Origin of the sequence: Microbacterium sp. F2 (assembly GCF_052274505.1) — a bacterium.
Classification (GTDB): Bacteria; Actinomycetota; Actinomycetes; order Actinomycetales; family Microbacteriaceae; genus Microbacterium.
The window spans coordinates 273,120-288,718 of the sequence record NZ_JBNVBV010000002.1; the positions used below are offsets into that span (position 1 = coordinate 273,120).

The 15,599-nt window shown below is 66.7% G+C and carries 16 protein-coding genes; 9 read left to right on the forward strand and 7 right to left on the reverse strand.

Features of this window, described 5'->3' with window-relative positions:
* Positions 1-145 precede the first annotated feature (145 nt).
* From ACQVDU_RS06365 to ACQVDU_RS06390, 6 genes are all read left to right on the forward strand, one after another.
* Complete coding sequence (locus ACQVDU_RS06365) at positions 146-1,432, forward strand: ABC transporter substrate-binding protein (RefSeq protein WP_300593141.1); 1,287 nt, start codon at positions 146-148, stop codon at positions 1,430-1,432.
* Positions 1,433-1,434: 2 nt separating this feature from the next.
* Complete coding sequence (locus ACQVDU_RS06370; RefSeq protein ID WP_300593144.1) at positions 1,435-2,448, forward strand: carbohydrate ABC transporter permease; 1,014 nt, start codon at positions 1,435-1,437, stop codon at positions 2,446-2,448.
* Positions 2,445-3,314 (forward strand): carbohydrate ABC transporter permease, encoded by an 870-nt coding sequence (locus tag ACQVDU_RS06375; RefSeq protein ID WP_443476569.1) that lies wholly within the window; start codon positions 2,445-2,447, stop codon positions 3,312-3,314. Before ACQVDU_RS06370 ends, ACQVDU_RS06375 begins: the two co-directional genes overlap by 4 nt.
* A gap of 110 nt (positions 3,315-3,424) precedes the next feature.
* A complete protein-coding gene (locus ACQVDU_RS06380; protein WP_443476754.1) occupies positions 3,425-5,695 on the forward strand; it encodes a beta-xylosidase/alpha-l-arabinosidase in 2,271 nt (756 codons plus the stop codon).
* A 99-nt stretch (positions 5,696-5,794) separates the two neighbouring features.
* Complete coding sequence (locus ACQVDU_RS06385) at positions 5,795-6,196, forward strand: hypothetical protein (RefSeq protein ID WP_443476570.1); 402 nt, start codon at positions 5,795-5,797, stop codon at positions 6,194-6,196.
* 54 nt (positions 6,197-6,250) lie between these two features.
* Positions 6,251-6,568, forward strand: a complete 318-nt coding sequence (locus ACQVDU_RS06390; RefSeq protein ID WP_292709477.1) for a YbjQ family protein — start codon at positions 6,251-6,253, stop codon at positions 6,566-6,568.
* A 3-nt stretch (positions 6,569-6,571) separates the two neighbouring features.
* Here ACQVDU_RS06390 and ACQVDU_RS06395 read toward each other — a convergent pair whose 3' ends face one another.
* The 4 genes from ACQVDU_RS06395 to ACQVDU_RS06410 all read right to left on the reverse strand — a co-directional run bounded on the left by ACQVDU_RS06395 (position 6,572) and on the right by ACQVDU_RS06410 (position 9,701).
* Positions 6,572-6,976 carry an HsmA family protein gene (locus ACQVDU_RS06395; protein ID WP_292709475.1) on the reverse strand — a complete coding sequence of 135 codons (405 nt, stop codon included), beginning with the start codon at positions 6,974-6,976 and terminating at the stop codon, positions 6,572-6,574.
* Positions 6,977-7,022: 46 nt separating this feature from the next.
* The gene (locus ACQVDU_RS06400; RefSeq protein WP_300590457.1) at positions 7,023-7,247 is read right to left on the reverse strand and encodes a three-helix bundle dimerization domain-containing protein; all 225 of its coding nucleotides are present in this window, start codon (positions 7,245-7,247) and stop codon (positions 7,023-7,025) included.
* A gap of 61 nt (positions 7,248-7,308) precedes the next feature.
* Entirely contained in the window at positions 7,309-8,637 is a 1,329-nt protein-coding gene (locus ACQVDU_RS06405; RefSeq protein WP_443476571.1) for an MFS transporter, read from the reverse strand.
* 26 nt (positions 8,638-8,663) lie between these two features.
* Entirely contained in the window at positions 8,664-9,701 is a 1,038-nt protein-coding gene (locus ACQVDU_RS06410; protein WP_331790796.1) for an FUSC family protein, read from the reverse strand.
* 266 nt (positions 9,702-9,967) lie between these two features.
* Between ACQVDU_RS06410 and ACQVDU_RS06415 the strand changes: the two genes are divergently transcribed.
* The 3 genes from ACQVDU_RS06415 (at position 9,968) to ACQVDU_RS06425 (ending at position 13,456) form a co-directional block, all read left to right on the forward strand.
* Complete coding sequence (locus tag ACQVDU_RS06415) at positions 9,968-11,230, forward strand: alpha-hydroxy acid oxidase (RefSeq protein WP_443476755.1); 1,263 nt, start codon at positions 9,968-9,970, stop codon at positions 11,228-11,230.
* A 184-nt stretch (positions 11,231-11,414) separates the two neighbouring features.
* The gene (locus ACQVDU_RS06420) at positions 11,415-12,434 is read left to right on the forward strand and encodes a putative oxygenase MesX (RefSeq protein ID WP_331791050.1); all 1,020 of its coding nucleotides are present in this window, start codon (positions 11,415-11,417) and stop codon (positions 12,432-12,434) included.
* Positions 12,431-13,456 (forward strand): methionine synthase, encoded by a 1,026-nt coding sequence (locus ACQVDU_RS06425; protein WP_331790802.1) that lies wholly within the window; start codon positions 12,431-12,433, stop codon positions 13,454-13,456. The genes ACQVDU_RS06420 and ACQVDU_RS06425 overlap by 4 nt, the downstream gene beginning before the upstream one ends.
* A gap of 143 nt (positions 13,457-13,599) precedes the next feature.
* On the opposite strand, the gene ACQVDU_RS06430 is transcribed toward ACQVDU_RS06425, so the two are convergent.
* The 3 genes from ACQVDU_RS06430 to ACQVDU_RS06440 all read right to left on the reverse strand — a co-directional run bounded on the left by ACQVDU_RS06430 (position 13,600) and on the right by ACQVDU_RS06440 (position 15,529).
* A complete protein-coding gene (locus ACQVDU_RS06430; RefSeq protein WP_443476572.1) occupies positions 13,600-14,229 on the reverse strand; it encodes an LLM class flavin-dependent oxidoreductase in 630 nt (209 codons plus the stop codon).
* Between the two features lie 6 nt (positions 14,230-14,235).
* Positions 14,236-14,451 carry a hypothetical protein gene (locus ACQVDU_RS06435; RefSeq protein ID WP_443476573.1) on the reverse strand — a complete coding sequence of 72 codons (216 nt, stop codon included), beginning with the start codon at positions 14,449-14,451 and terminating at the stop codon, positions 14,236-14,238.
* Positions 14,452-14,656: 205 nt separating this feature from the next.
* Positions 14,657-15,529 (reverse strand): GTP-binding protein LepA, encoded by an 873-nt coding sequence (locus ACQVDU_RS06440; RefSeq protein ID WP_292709461.1) that lies wholly within the window; start codon positions 15,527-15,529, stop codon positions 14,657-14,659.
* Positions 15,530-15,599: the final 70 nt, after the last annotated feature.

The window sequence follows — 15,599 nt, forward strand, 5'->3', positions numbered from 1 at the left end:
ATGTCTTGACCGACCTGGCGACAATGTTCCCACGTCGCCCCCCACGGGCCGCGAGACACGGACGCTCGCCCACATGCACCGTGTCCACGCAGCGGCGGCTCGACGAACGAGCCGCTCCTCAATGAAGAGAACAGGTGAGAATCACATGAAGTACAGCAAAGTACTCACAGCGTCGGCCGCTTTGGCCGTCGGCGCACTCGCGCTCAGCGGATGCAGTGGCTCCGGCGGCGAGTCCGACGACGGAACCGTCACGATGTCGCTGTGGCAGAACTCCACGACCGGTCCGGGACAGCAATTCTGGATAGACGCGATCGCAGCGTTCGAAGAAGCCAACCCGGGCGTCACGATCGAGATGCAGTCCGTGCAGAACGAAGACATGGACGGCAAGCTACAGACCGCACTGAACGCGGGAGATCCGCCGGACATCTTCCTGCAGCGAGGCGGCGGCAAGATGACCGCTATGGTCAACGCCGGCCAGCTGATGGATCTGACCGGCCTGATCTCCGATGAGATCAGGAGCGAGATCCCCGAGGGGTCATTCGCCGCGGAGACCTACCAGGACAAGGTCTGGGCGATGCCTCTCTCGGTGCTGCCCGGCGGCTTCTTCTACAGCCAAGACGCGTTCGACAACGCGGGCATCACCGGCACACCCGAGACGATCGGAGACCTCGAGTCCGCTGTCGAGGCACTCAAGGCGACCGGGATCGCCCCGATCGCACTTGGAGCAAAGGATGCGTGGCCTGCCGCGCACTGGTACTACTTCTTCGCGTTGCGCGAGTGCAGCCCGGCCGTCATCGAGGCGACGGGGGATTCGAAGGACTTCTCTGACGAGTGCTGGCTGCGCGCAGCGGAGGACCTTGCCGACTTCAACTCGATCAACCCCTTCAACGAGGGCTTCCTCACCACTCCCGCCCAGCAGGGCGCGGGAAGCTCGGCCGGCCTGATCGCCAACCGGCAGGCGGCTATGGAACTCATGGGTGCGTGGGACCCGGGCGTGATCGCCTCCCTCACCCCCGACGAGCAGCCACTGCCTGACCTCGCGTGGTTCCCCTTCCCGGAGATCTCCGGCGGAGACGGTGAGCCAGGCTCCATGATGGGTGGCGTCGACGGATACTCGTGCTCCGCCCAGGCTCCCGCTGAATGCGCCGACTTCCTGAACTTCGTTGCCAGCGCCGACCAGCAGATCGCGTACTACGAAGCCTTCCAGTCGCCGCCGGTGAACACCGTCGCACAGGAGGCGGTCACCGAGCCGTACCTGCAGCAGATCCTCGAGGCGTACAACAACGCCCCATTCGTCTCGCAGTGGCTCGACACGGTCCTGGGCCAGAACGTCGGGAGCGCCCTGAACGTGGCGGTCGTCGACCTGCTCGCCGGCGGAACCACGCCGGAGGACTTCGTGGCCACCATCAACACGGCGGGCGCGCAGGGCTGAGCATGTCAATTCGCGAGATGTCCTCCGCTGAGGACGCTTCCGATCTCGCGCAGCACGACGGGGGCGGCGTCCAGACGCCGCCCCCGTCAACGCCGCGCAGGCGACGGGGCCTCGGCTGGTCGGGTCGACTCGAGGTCCTGATCCTGGCGGGCCCCGCCGTGATCTTCTTCCTGGGGTTCGTGCTGCTGCCCGTGATCATGGCCGCCTACTATGGGTTCTTCCGCTGGTCGGGCTACGGCCCGGCGACGGATTTCGTCGGCCTGCAGAACTACTTCGTCATCTTCAGCGACCCGAACTTCCAGCAGGCGCTCTACCACAACGGCTTCATCGTCGTGGCATCGCTGGTCATGCAGGGTCCCATCGCGATTCTGCTCGCTCTGCTGTTGAACCGCCGGATGCGCGGACAGTCAGTCATCCGCGTACTGATCTTCGTCCCGTATGTGATCGCCGAGGTCGTCGTCGGCACGGGTTTCAGCCTCATGCTCGCGACCAACGGCGCAGCCAACGGGTTCCTCGACAAGCTCGGGCTCGGATTCCTCACCCAAGACTGGCTCTCCGACCCACAGATCGCCATCTGGACCCTCATGGGGATCCTGACCTGGAAATATGTCGGCTTCGCCGTCATCCTGTTCCTCGCCGGGCTCCAGGGCATCCCCGAGGAGCTGTACGAGGCTGCGGCGATCGACGGCGCGTCATACTGGCAGATCCAGCGAAGGATCGCGCTGCCCCTGCTCGGACCGACCCTGCGCATTTGGGCGTTCCTCTCGATCATCGGCGCACTGCAGCTGTTCGACCTCGTCTACATCATCTGGGGCCAGTACGTGTCCTCTGTCGCCGGCACCAACACGATGGCGATCTACATGGTCGCCACGGGCCGCAACGCCGGCAACTTCGGCTACGGCAACGCTGTTGCCGTCGTCATCTTCCTGATCTCGCTCGTGGTGGCCCTCGTATACCAGCGCTTTGTTCTGCGGCGCGATACGGCCGGAGCGATCACCGAGAGGGGTGCCGGATGAGCACCATGACCCGCACGGCACGCCGCTCCCGTCAGCGCACGCGCAGCCCGCTCCCCTGGGGCTCACCCACCGTCTACTTCGTCGCCCTGGTCGTCATCGCCCTGATGCTCGGCCCCGTCATCTACATCATCCTGGGCGGCTTCCGGTCTAACTCCCAGATCACGGTCGACCCGGCGGGATTCCCGAGCCCCTGGGTGCTCGAGAACTACATCGACGTCGCCACGAGCGGTCGCTTCTGGGGTCAAGTCCTCAATTCGACCATCGTCGCCCTCGCGACGACGATCGGAGCGGTCGCGATGGGTCTGGCGGCCAGCTATGTGATCGCGAGGTACTCCTTCCGAGGACGCGGAGCGCTCTACGCCCTCTTCGCCGCAGGGCTGATGTTCCCGATCACCGTCGCCATCACCCCGCTCTACATCGTGGTGCGCACACTCGGCCTCATGAACACTCTCCCCGGCGTCATCCTGCCGCAGATTGCGTTCGCGCTCCCGACGACCGTCATCATCCTCGTGCCGTTCCTGCGCGCGATCCCGGACGAGATCCAGGAAGCTGCCTACATCGACGGATGCGGACGGCTGTCGTTCTTCTGGCGGATGATCATCCCGCTCGCAGTGCCCGGGGTGATCACCGTCGGCATCCTCGCGTTCATCGGGAGCTGGAATGCGTATCTGCTGCCGCTGTTCATCCTCAACAATGAGGCGCAGTTCACGCTGCCGCTAGGCGTCCAATCCTTCTCCTCGCAATACTCGGTGGACACCGCGAAGGTCCTCGCCTTCACGTCTCTGTCGATGATTCCCGCGCTTGTGTTCTTCAGCCTCTTCGAACGCCGCATCGTCGGCGGTCTCACTGGAGCCGTGAAGGGCTGACCCCGCCCGGGTACCGCGGCCGCGGTACCCGCTTGACCGAAGGAACTGTGCTCGTGCTCGATGAACCCACTCCCCCCGTCAGCGATCGTGTGCGATCGCTTCACGGCGAGATGACCCTCGACGAGAAGCTCGCGCAGCTCGTCGGATTCTGGGTCGACCAGGGCGACGACATCGTCGCTCCGTTACAGGGCGAAATGGCCACCTCTACGCTCTACACGGATGCCTCGGCTCACGGGATCGGTCACCTCACCCGTGTCTATGGCACTCGGCCCGTCGATCCGATCGAGCGGGCGCAGTGGCTGTGGAGCGAGCAGAAGCGCCTTCGCGAGACCTCGCGCCTGGGGATTCCGGCGATCGTGCACGAGGAGTGTCTGACGGGATTGGCCGCCTGGCAGGCTGCCACCTTCCCGACGCCGCTTGCCTGGGGCGCCGCGTTCGACCCGACCCTGGTCGCCGAGATGGCGGCGGTGATCGGTGGGTCGATGCGGGAGCTCGGCATCCATCAGGGGCTCGCCCCGGTGCTCGATGTCGTGCGGGATCCGCGCTGGGGACGAGTGGATGAGTGCATCTCGGAGGACCCGTACGTCGTCGGTGTCATCGGCACCGCCTACGTGCGCGGGCTGCAGTCGCAGGGCGTGCACGCGACACTCAAGCACTTCGTCGGTTACTCGGGTTCGCAGGCGGGACGAAACCACGCGCCCGTGCACGCCGGGCCGCGCGAGCTGGCGGATGTCTACCTTCCACCGTTCGAGATGGCAGTCATCGAGGGCGGAGCCCGGTCGGTCATGAACTCCTATGCCGAGATCGATGGGCTCCCTGCTGCTGCCACGCCCGCGTACCTCACCGACGTGCTGCGCGGTCGCTGGGGGTTCGACGGGGTGACCGTCGCCGATTACTTCTCGGTCGCCTTCCTCCACACGATGCACCAGCTGGCCGCCGATCGCGGTGAGGCTGCCGTTCTCGCGCTGCGCGCTGGCGTGGATGTCGAGCTGCCCACCGGTGACGCGTACACGGCACCGCTTCGCGAGCTGATCGTGCAGCATCCGGAGCTTGTCGCCCTTGTCGACCGCGCCGTCCTGCGCGTGCTCTCGCAGAAGGAAGAGCTGGGGCTCCTGGACGAGCAGTTCGAGACGCCCCCGACGGCCGTCGCCCTCGACTCCCCCGTCCACCGGGACCTCGCCCGGCGCCTTGCCGAGGAGTCGGTGGTGCTGCTTCGAAATGACGCGCTGCTGCCGCTGGGCGCAGCCCCGGGTCTGCGGATCGCGGTCAGCGGACCGAACGCGGCGGGGCATGCAGCACTGATGGGGTGCTACTCGTTTGCGAACCACGTGCTCGCCCATCATCCAGAGACCCCGCTCGGGTTCGACGCACCCAGTGTCCTCGATGGCATCCGTGAGCGCTTCGCGGCCGCCGACATCACCTTCTCGGCCGGGTGTGCCGTCGAAGGCGATGACCGGTCCGGATTCGCAGCTGCCGTTGCGGATGCCGAGGATGCCGATGTCGCCGTCGTCGTGGTCGGAGACAGCGCGGGCCTGTTCGGTCGCGGGACGGTGGGGGAGGGCAACGACGTCTCCAGCCTGGACCTGCCCGGCGTCCAGCGGGAGCTCATCGCCGCGATCGCCTCAACCGGGACCCCTGTGGTGCTCGTTGTGCTGAGCGGGCGCCCCTACGCCCTGGACTGGGCACTGGATGGACCGGATGCCGTCGGCGCTGTCGTGCAGGCCTTCTTCCCCGGCGAAGAAGGTGGACGCGCCCTGGCACGCATCCTGGCCGGTGACGTCTCGCCGTCTGGTCGACTGCCGGTCTCCCTGCCGCGGTCGGCTGGCGCCCAGCCCTACAGCTACCTGCATCCCCTGCTGGGAGGGCCGTCCGAGATCACGACTGCCAATAGCACGCCCGTTCGCCCTTTCGGGTTCGGTCTCAGCTACACGAGCTTCCAGTACACCGATCTGTCGGCGCCGGAGACGGCACCGACGAGCGGCGAGCTCGGCGTCAGCGTCACCGTTACCAACATCGGGAAGCGCGGGGCCACGGATGTCGTTCAGCTCTACGCCCACACCCCGTATCGGTCGACGACGCGGCCGGTCGCGCAACTCATCGGCTTCGAGCGGGTCGCGCTGGAACCCGGACAGAGCGCGATCGTCACGTTCGACGTCCCGAGTGGACGATTCGCAGCCGCCGGAGTAGACCTGATCCGCCGGGTCGAGCCCGGCACGGTCGAGCTCTGGGTGGGGACGGCATCCGACCGCGCGGCATCCGGGTCCACGATGCTGGTGGGCGAGGCGCACGATGTTGCTCTCTCCGATCGGCGAGTCACGCGGGCCCGGTCGACGCTGTCGCCGGCGGCGCAGCCCTCGTCGGAGCTGTCGGCCACCAGCTGAGGGCATCTCGGAACGCGTCAGCCGCGCTCTGTCAACCGGGTGGCGCAGACAGATGTGTGCAGCGATTCTGGAGGCCGACCCCACGGAAGGGAGTTCGCTATGACGAACCCCACCCACAAGACCCTCGCGTCCCGCACAAGCAGCGCCAGCGGCAATCGCGACACCCAGCCTCCCGTCTCGCAACTCCACGATGACCGCGAGAGTCCGCGTGCCGAGCGAGCGTTGCGGCGACGGCTGCGTCGCGATGTCGGGACGGATGCCGCGCGCGATGCCACAGACCCGACCACCCAGAGTCGACCGAGGATGGCGATGAACGCGCCGAGCGTCCACGACGAGGTGACGGGCATTCTCGCGCAGACGCGCATGGATCACCCCCGGGCGAACCGGCGCCGCCTCCGCGAGGTTCTGCAGGAGCGGCTGTGCCAGGCCGGAATCGACATGCCGGCCGACGAGGTCGACGCGTTCGTTCGGGCGGTACCGACTGATGAGAGCCAGGACTAGACCCGTCGTAAGCGCGCTCTTCCCCCGGGCTCGCCCCGCTGGCAGACTGACGCCATGTTGATCGTCACAACCAACGACGTCCCCGGTCACACCATCACCGCCGTCCACGGGGAAGTCTTCGGGCTCACCGTACGTTCACGGCACATCGGCGCCAACATCGGCGCATCATTCAAGGCTCTGGCAGGCGGCGAACTCAAGGGCATCACGGAGTTGCTCCACGAGACCCGCATCGAGGCGCTCTCGCGGTTGTCGGCTGAGGCTGAGGCGAAGGGCGCGAACGCCGTCGTGGCCTTCCGGTTCGAGACCAACGACTACGGCGACAGCGGCGGCGTCGAGGTGTGTGCCTACGGCACCGCCGTCACGATCTCCTGAGCATCAGGACGCTGAGCCCCCGATCATCGCCCCGGCCGCGCCCAGCACGTAGGGCACGAGCCAGATGGCCCACACCACGATGCTGAATCGGTGGAAGACAGCTTTCTCGTTAGCGCGGTCTCGGATCAGGACGATCACGGCCCACACGAGGTGGATCGCCATGAGGATGATGGCTGCGAGCCCGGTGATCGCCATCAACTGATCCAGCCCGCCCGCGGCGACCCCATCCGCTCGACGGCTTGCCGCGATCTGAGACATCAGCACAGTCCCGGTGGTGTCGGCGGCGAGGCCTCCTGCGAAGAACGCGGCGTGCCACCACTTCAGGGTGCGCTGGATTCGCTCCGCCCAGACGCCGATGGAGTAGAAGACGAGGGCAAGCGTGATGATGACGATGGCTGCAACAAGCATGACGCGATGCTAGCAAACCTTCAGTAATACTGAACGCTGAAGTCGCCTAGACGGCGATGTCCAACGGTCCGGGCGCACGGAGCCGCCGGAGCACCCGAGCCTCCACCATCGCGGGGATGAAGTGCCGCAACCGCGCATCACCGAGAGCCGCCACCTCCTCGGCGACCATGAGTCTGACGCCCGCTTCGTCGGCCCAGGGGATGCGGCGCACGAGACGGTCCACGGCGTGGTTCAGCGCCTCGTACTCATCGCGGGGGTTCGTCGCGCTCACGCGTCTAGGATGCGCGCGCTCGCGTCGAATTTCCACCCTTGCGTCAGCGAGGACGCCCTGTTCAGCGCGGAGCTCGAGGGCTCACGAGACCGAGGCGGATGAGGGTGCGCCGGCGCTCTCGCACGATGAAGAACGCCCCAATGGCCCACAGCGGGAATTGCGTGAGGAACGCGATGCGGAAGGCCTGCAGCGTGTAGGTGTCGGGTGTCCCAGCGCCCTGCAGGTCAAGCGCGAGACCGATGAGGTAGATCGCGATGAGCGCGGCGAGGAATCCGCCCGCGTTGGTGACCCCTGTCGCCGTGCTCAAGCGCTGTGCTGGGTTGTGGGTGCGGGCATGGTCGAACGCGATCAGCGACGCGGGTCCCCCCATGGCGAGAGCGACGGCGAGCGCGAACAGCAGCCAGAGCGGCGCGGGCCCGGGAAAGGCGATCACCACCGCCCACGCGACAGCTTGAGCAGCGACCGACGGCAGCACGAGGGCGCGCGATCGATGCTGGGGCAGTCGTTGCGACAGTCCGCCCATGATCGGTCCGAGGGCCATCCCGACCACGACGTACAGCGACAGGATGCCGGCGGCTTCGGCGACCGTGCGCCCTTCGCCGACGGTGAGGAACGGCATTCCCCACAGCAGCACGAAAGCCGTGCCGGCGAAGGGGGTGGTGAAGTGTGACCAAAACGCGAGTCGGGTACCGGGATGCGCCCACGCGGCACGGATGCCGACCCCCGTGTCCACGGTCGAGGTGACGACCCGGATCGCACCCGTGTCGGTATTGATCGAGACATCCCGCTCCAGTTCGGGTGGATGGTTGCGTACGACCAGAGCGATGAGGATGGCGAACACGAGACCGAGCCCCGCGATCGACCCGAACGTGATCGTCCACGACGTGGCGTGGAGCAAGGCCGCCAGGGGAATCACCGCCACCAGCTGCCCGGCCTGACCGACGATGCCGGTCAGCTGCACCATGACCGGTGCGCGTTGCGCGGGAAACCAGGTGGCGATGAGGCGGATGACGCCGGGGAAGATGGCCGCGTCTCCCGCGCCCAGCAGAACACGGGCGACAAGGGCGATACCGACGCTCGGAGAGATCGCCATCCCGAGTTGACCGAGCGCCATCAGCACCATGCCGACGGTCATGATCGGGCGCGACCCGAAGCGATCGAGCAGCACTCCCACCGGGATCTGCATGCCGCCATACACCCCGAGCTGGATGACCGCGAACAGCGACAGCGTGGAGGCATCGGCGCCAAAGCGATCAGCGGCGTCTACACCGACAGCACTGAGAGAGCTGCGGTTGGTGACGGCCAGAACGTATCCGGCAACGGCCACCGACCAGATCAGCCACCCTCGCCAGCTCGGTCCTTCGGCAAGGGGACGACGAGCCGAAGTCACCTGATAACGCTAGTACTCCGGCGGCCTCACTCGATCTCGATCTCCACGAGCGCATGATGGATGCGGAGAAGGTCGACCATCATCGAGCCCACGAGGATCCAGTGATCCGACGAGGGAGCGGTCACGGCGAGGGGCCTGGTCAGCGCGGCGGGTTCGACCACGCCGGCAGTCGGAGGAGCAGCGCCGCGATCAGGCGCGAATCGCACATCGTGTGCCGCTCGGCGCAGTTGTTCGGCGATCGCACCGATTGCAGGCTCGCCCGTTAGGGTGTCGTCGTAGCGCTCGTGGAACGCGCGGGTCATTCCCACGGCCTGCGTCACGATCGGCGTGAACGTCGTGACGAGAGTGTCGAGCGCAGCGAGCTCGGCGCGATGGCGTGGTGCACGAGGGTTCAAGCTCAGCGAGTCTCGCGCCGCGGCGATCGCGGCACCCGCGGCATCCCGGCTCGCTCGCATCGCTCGCGCCCGCGCGAGAAGATCGTCCAGCTGCGCCTGGCTCTGCGAGTGCTGCAGGGCATCGGCGAGGCGGTCGAGGGTTCCGGCGAGGTCATCGGCGAGCGCGCGCACGGCGCGGCGGGCCGGCTCGACAGGTAGCGGCGGAACGATGAGGACGTTGATGACGAAACCGATCGCTGCGCCGATGACCGTCTCGATGATGCGATCAAGCGCGTAGTTGGGTGTTGCCGTTCCCAGGGCGAGCACGAGGAGCGCGCTGATGGCTACCTGGTTTCCGGTGCCGGGCGTCATCCGCAGGGCCCACGCGAGCACGAGCGCCACGACCACAGCGACCGCGACGACCCAGGTAGAGGTTCCGAGCAGGATGCCGAGGGCCGAGGCAACCACAACCCCGACGATGACCCCGACACTGCGCTCAAGCGCCTTCCCGAACGACTGGTTCAGGCTCGGCTGGACCACCAGGAGCGCGGCGATCGCGGCAAACACCGGGGGCTGGGCAGGGATCAGCCACCCGGCCAGGAACCACGCGAGCACGGTGGCGACGGCGGACTTGACGACCTGGAGCAACGACGAGCGCTGGGCGGTGCGAAGGGCTGCTGACATGCTCATGCGGCCCACGTTAGGGGAGCATGCGCGCGATGCGGCTCAGATACTCAGGGTCGCTCGACTGGATTCCCGGATGACGAGCTCGGGGTGAACCTCACCTGACGGGGTCGCTGATGCTCGCGATCCTGCTCGAGGAGCAGTTCCACCACTGCGCGTCCGATCTCTACCGCGGGCTGCCGGACTCATCGACGGGAGCCTCGACGACCTGCGATACCGTGTGGTCAGGACACACAGCCCTCGGGCATCCGATGACACGGAAGGACACCGTCATGGTGAAACGTCAGCTTCCCCAGCCGGCCGAGCTGTTCGAGCTCATGAAGTTCAAGAAGCCCGAGTTCGACGGACGCAAGCGACGCCTGCAGTCCGCGCTGACGATCGCCGACCTGCGCACGATCGCCAAGCGCCGCACCCCGAAGGCCGCGTTCGACTACACCGATGGTGCAGCGGAGGGCGAGCTGTCGCTCTCGCGCGCCCGCCGCGCATTCGAGGACATCGAGTTCCACCCCGACATCCTGACCCCCGCTCCCGACCTCGACACCTCCGTCGAGATCCTCGGGGGCGCGTCGGCGCTTCCCTTCGGCATCGCCCCGACCGGATTCACCCGGCTCATGCAGACCGAGGGCGAGATCGCGGGAGCCTCGGCGGCGGGAGCCGCGGGCATCCCGTTCACGCTCTCGACCTTGGGTACGACCTCGATCGAAGAGGTCAAGGCCGCCAACCCCCACGGACGCAACTGGTTCCAGCTGTACGTCATGCGCGACCGGGAGATCTCCTACGCGCTGGCCCGGCGAGCTGCGGCATCCGGCTTCGACACCCTCATGTTCACCGTCGACACCCCGGTCGCCGGCGCGCGCCTGCGCGACAAGCGCAACGGCTTCTCGATCCCGCCGCAGCTGACGCTCGGCACGATCGTCAACGCGATTCCGCGGCCCTGGTGGTGGTATGACTTCCTCACGACGCCGAAGCTCGAGTTCGCCTCGCTCTCGTCGACGGGCGGCACCGTCGGGGAGCTGCTGGATGCCGCCATGGACCCGACCATCAGCTACGACGACCTCGCCGTCATCCGCGATCTCTGGCCCGGCAAGATCGTCATCAAGGGTGTGCAGAACGTCGCCGACTCGGTGCGCCTGATCGACCACGGCGTCGACGGCATCATCCTCTCCAATCATGGCGGTCGGCAGCTCGACCGCGCGCCCATCCCCTTCCACCTGTTGCCGAAGGTCGTGCGGGAGGTCGGCAAGGATGCCACGGTCATGATCGACACCGGCATCATGAACGGCGCCGATATCGTGGCATCCGTCGCCCTCGGCGCGAGGTTCACGCTCATCGGTCGCGCGTACCTGTACGGCCTGATGGCCGGGGGCCGCCAGGGCGTGGATCGCACGATCGAGATCCTGCGCACCGAGATCGAGCGCACGATGCGCCTGCTCGGCGTGTCGAGCCTTGCCGAACTCGAACCCCGCCACGTCACACAGTTGACGCGCCTCGTGCCGGTGGGTTCGGGCGCGGCATCCGTTCCCCTCGAGGCCTGACCACCGCTCACCAATCCGTCACTGTGTTACGCGGCGAGTTGCACCTCGGGCGCGAAGCCGAGATGCTCGAACACATCGCAGCATGACGCGAAGCCTCGCGCCCGAGCACGTCATCGGGCACGCGCTGCGGCTCCCTGCCAACTCAGCGGGCCGCCCTGGCTCGCCCGAACACGATCGGTCTGTCATGCGTCTGACGTCTCCGCCCGTCCCCGTCTTCTCCCTCGAACGCGTCCGCTTCGACGAGGACTACCGCCCCCTCGACAACACGCGTACCACCACCAACTTCGCAAACCTCGCACGCGGCGAGAACCGCAGGGAGAACCTCCGCAACGCGATCCGGATGATCGACAACCGGTTCAATGAGCTCGCCGCCGACGACAACGAGAGCGCAGACCGCTACTCGGTCGACCTCGACATCGTCTCGGTATCGATCGACCTCGACGGGGGCGGCGACGGCGAGCGCTTCCCGATCATCGAGGTTCTCGAGACGACGATCGTCGACCACCGCTCAGGTACCCGCATTCCGGGCATCGTCGGCAACAACTTCTCGTCGTACGTGCGCGACTATGACTTCAGTGTCGTCCTCCCCGCGCATAATGCGAGCGGATCCGGGTTCAGCGTTCCCAATGACTTCGGGGTGCTGCACGGGAACTTGTTCCGCAGCTTCGTTGCGTCGGATGCCTACACGCGGCACTTCGCGAAGGCTCCCGTCATCTGCCTGAGCCTTTCGAGCACCAAGACCTACCAGCGCACCGACACGCGGCATCCGGTTCTGGGGGTCGAGTACCGCCAAGACGAGTACTCGCTGACCGATGACTACTTCGCGAAGATGGGGATGACGGTCCGCTACTTCATGCCGCCGCGCAGCGCTGCGCCGCTGGCGTTCTACCACGTCGGGGATCTGCTCACCGACTACTCGGACCTCGAACTGATCTCCACGATCGCCACCATGGAGAGCTTTCAGAAGATCTACCGTCCCGAGATATACAACGCCAACTCTTCAGCTCCGGCGCGGTTCCAGCCGAGCCTGAGCCAGCGCGACTACTCGCTCACACGCATCGAGTACGACCGCGAGGAGCGCAGCCGCCTCGCCGTCGAGCAGGGCCGGTTCGCCCAGGAGCACTTCATCGATCCGCACCGGGAGACGCTCGAGCTGTGGTCGGCGCAGTTCTCCGCCCGCGAGCTGGAGGAGGCCCAGGCGTGACGCTCCTTCCCACCTCCACCGCAGGCAGCCTGCCCAAGCCCGCATGGCTCGCGCAGCCCGAAACGCTCTGGTCGCCCTGGAGGCTGGACGACGACATCCTCACCGAAGGTAAGCAAGACGCTTTGCTGCTGGCGCTCTCGGACCAACAGCACGCGGGAATCGACATCGTCAGTGACGGCGAGCAGAGCCGCCAGCACTTCGTGACGACCTTCATCGAACACCTCGCGGGCGTCGACTTCGAGCGCCGCGAGACGGTGCGCATCCGCGACCGTTACGACGCGTCGGTTCCGACGGTCGCCGGCCCCGTCGCGCGCAAAGCGCCGGTGTTCGTCGAGGATGCCGCCTTCGTGCGCGCCCACACCGACCGCCCCCTCAAGTGGGCGCTGCCCGGCCCCATGACGATGATCGACACGCTCTACGACGCCCATTACGGCAGCCGCGAAGAGCTCGCATGGGAGTTCGCCGGCATCCTCAACCAAGAAGCGAAAGAACTCGCCGCGGCCGGCGTCGACATCGTCCAGTTCGATGAGCCGGCGTTCAACGTCTTCTTCGACGATGTGAACGACTGGGGAATCGCGGCGCTCGAGCGCGCGGCGGAGGGGCTCACGTGCGAGACCGCGGTGCACGTCTGTTACGGCTACGGCATCAAGGCCAACACCGACTGGAAGGCCTCGCTCGGGTCGGAATGGCGCCAGTACGAGCGGATCTTCCCCCGCATCCGCGAATCGAGCATCGAGATCGTTTCGCTCGAGTGCCACCACTCCCACGTGCCGATGGACCTCATGGAACTCATCCGCGGCAAGAAGGTGATGGTGGGCGCGATCGATGTCGCCAGCTCGACGGTGGAGACCCCCGAGGAGGTCGCCGAGACGCTGCGGCGGGCGCTGCAGTTCGTGGATGCCGAGAACCTCTATCCGTCCACGAACTGCGGCATGGCACCGCTTCCCCGCGCGCTCGCCCGCGGGAAGCTCGCCGCCCTCACCGCGGGCGCGGCGATCGTGCGATCGGAACTCGGCGGCTGAACTCAGGCAGCCGAGCTCCGGCATCCGTCGAAACCGCACCGACGTAGGAGAAATCGCCGAGGTAGGACCATGTGCACCAGAAACGTCCTACCTCGGCGAGAGCACCTACCTTCGTGCGGTGGGCGTGCGGTGGACTCGGCCCGCTACACTCGCGCGGCGACCCCGGCGATCAGATCGACGACCTTCTCGGGCTGACGGATGCCGACAGAGAAGACGTACGTCGTCGTGAAGCCCGCCTCCCCCAGCGCCCGCACCTGGCCGGCGACGCCGTCCACCGTGGATTCGGGATTCACGCCGATCATTGCCGTCTTCTCGACGGTGTCGTAGTCGCGCCCGACATCGTCGCAGTGGGCCCGCAGCACGTCGAGTTTGCCCGTGGGTACTCCAGCGAGGGCGCTGAGGTTGCAGGCATCCGCGTACTGCGCCACGAGCTTGAGGGTCTTCTTCTCTCCCCCGCCGCCGATCATCAGCATCGGCTTCGTGACGTTCTGGGGCGAGTTCAGCGTGCGCCCGAGCTGCCAGATCGCCCCGTCATACGGCTCGTCGGAGTCCGACCACATCTGCTGGCAGATCTGGATCGTCTCCTCGAGTTCGCGGAAACGCTGCGCGACGGGCGAGAACGGGAATCCGAGGCCGACGCACTCCTGCTCGTTCCAGCCTGCGCCGATGCCGAGTCCGACCCGGCCACCCGAGAGCACATTGAGCGTGCTCACCTGCTTGGCAAGCAGGGCGGGATGCCGATAGATGACGCCCGTGACCAGGACGTGCAGCATCGCTTTCTACGTGTGCGCGGCAAGGAACCCGAGGGTCGCGTAAGCCTCAAGCATCTCGTGCTCGACGGGGCCGATGCCGGGCAGCTGCCAGAAGTGGTCCATGACGGTGATCCGCTGGATGCCGGCATCCTCAGCATGCCTGACGTGCCGCGCGAGGGTCTGGCCGAGCTCGGCCGGCCCCGAGTCGAAGGTGAAGTCCGCGATGTGCAGCCCGAAGTGCATGTCAGCTCCGTCCCGGGTCGGATGCCGTATCCGGCCGCGCTGTCAGGTTACGCCGCCATCGGCATCCGTGGTCTTGTGCGATGCCTCACGGAGGTAGGAGCAATCGCCGAGGCAGGATGATGAGCATGCACATCGCCCTACCTCGGCGAGAATTCCTACCCACGAGAGGTCGGCCCGGGCAGCGGATGCCACCACGGATGCCGCGTCACGCGGCGTCGCCGAAGCCCCGCTCGCGGTAGAGGTCGATGCTCTCGCGGAGGGCCCGCAGGACGTAGGGCGGAAACTCCATGCCCTGCTCGTTCGCCCACAGTAGCTGCGCTTCGATGCGGCCGACTTCGCGCGCGTACTTGTCGAGGTCGGTGTCGAACCCGAGGCTTGTGACGACGCCGCCCATCTGCGCGCGGTAGCGGTCCTGTCCGTTCGTGCCGACGAGGTTGTAGGTCTTCTCGCGCAGGACGCGGGCGAGGTAGAGCTGCCAGGGTCGCAGCGCCCCGGAGTGCACGAGCTCGGTCGCGCTCATCCGATAGAAGGCGAAATGGCCGGGTTCTTGCCGACGGATGGGCGCGATGATCGTCTCGGCAATCGCGGACTCACCGAGCCCTGTCATCCCGCTGTGGATCGTGTTGTAGGCGAGCACCGCCTGCCGTTCGGTGCTCGCGCCAGTGAGGTAATACAGCAGCCGCGCGATGTCTTGGATCGCAGAGAAGTGCGCGAGAGCGCCCATGATCCGCATCTTGTACGACACCTCGAGCACGGGCTCAGCCGCCGGGCACCCGAGATCCTGCTGCAGTCGATCGAGGATCAGTCCATGCTGGATCTCTTGGGGCTGCCACACGTCGGCGTAGAACATCCGGTCGACCTCGCTGACATCGGGCAACAGGACGAGCAGCTCGAGGACGTTGCGGTCGACCTCGAGTTCGACACGAGCGAGATAGTCGATCACATGCCCGTACCGATCGGCAACGGTATGCGGATCACGGATGCCGCGGTCGACCGAATCGAGCTCGATCGGCGGATGCTCCTCGCCGAGCCGCTGGACGTGCTCGAGAATCCGCTGGGACGTCACCGGCTCAGCCATGCATCCATCATGCGGGACAGTCCTCCCCCGTGGGGCCGTTGGCAGGCACCCGGATGTCTGCGGGCACCGT

Bases quoted from the DNA above. Each gene is read 5' to 3' on its own strand.
- ACQVDU_RS06365 (WP_300593141.1), top strand. From the start codon at position 146: ATGAAGTACAGCAAAGTACTCACAGCGTCGGCCGCTTTGGCCGTCGGC.
- ACQVDU_RS06370 (WP_300593144.1), top strand. From the start codon at position 1,435: ATGTCAATTCGCGAGATGTCCTCCGCTGAGGACGCTTCCGATCTCGCG.
- ACQVDU_RS06375 (WP_443476569.1), top strand. From the start codon at position 2,445: ATGAGCACCATGACCCGCACGGCACGCCGCTCCCGTCAGCGCACGCGC.
- ACQVDU_RS06380 (WP_443476754.1), top strand. From the start codon at position 3,425: ATGACCCTCGACGAGAAGCTCGCGCAGCTCGTCGGATTCTGGGTCGAC.
- ACQVDU_RS06385 (WP_443476570.1), top strand. From the start codon at position 5,795: ATGACGAACCCCACCCACAAGACCCTCGCGTCCCGCACAAGCAGCGCC.
- ACQVDU_RS06390 (WP_292709477.1), top strand. From the start codon at position 6,251: ATGTTGATCGTCACAACCAACGACGTCCCCGGTCACACCATCACCGCC.
- ACQVDU_RS06395 (WP_292709475.1), bottom strand. From the start codon at position 6,976: ATGCTTGTTGCAGCCATCGTCATCATCACGCTTGCCCTCGTCTTCTAC.
- ACQVDU_RS06410 (WP_331790796.1), bottom strand. From the start codon at position 9,701: ATGAGCATGTCAGCAGCCCTTCGCACCGCCCAGCGCTCGTCGTTGCTC.
- ACQVDU_RS06415 (WP_443476755.1), top strand. From the start codon at position 9,968: ATGGTGAAACGTCAGCTTCCCCAGCCGGCCGAGCTGTTCGAGCTCATG.
- ACQVDU_RS06420 (WP_331791050.1), top strand. From the start codon at position 11,415: ATGCGTCTGACGTCTCCGCCCGTCCCCGTCTTCTCCCTCGAACGCGTC.
- ACQVDU_RS06430 (WP_443476572.1), bottom strand. From the start codon at position 14,229: ATGCTGCACGTCCTGGTCACGGGCGTCATCTATCGGCATCCCGCCCTG.
- ACQVDU_RS06435 (WP_443476573.1), bottom strand. From the start codon at position 14,451: ATGCACTTCGGGCTGCACATCGCGGACTTCACCTTCGACTCGGGGCCG.
- ACQVDU_RS06440 (WP_292709461.1), bottom strand. From the start codon at position 15,529: ATGGCTGAGCCGGTGACGTCCCAGCGGATTCTCGAGCACGTCCAGCGG.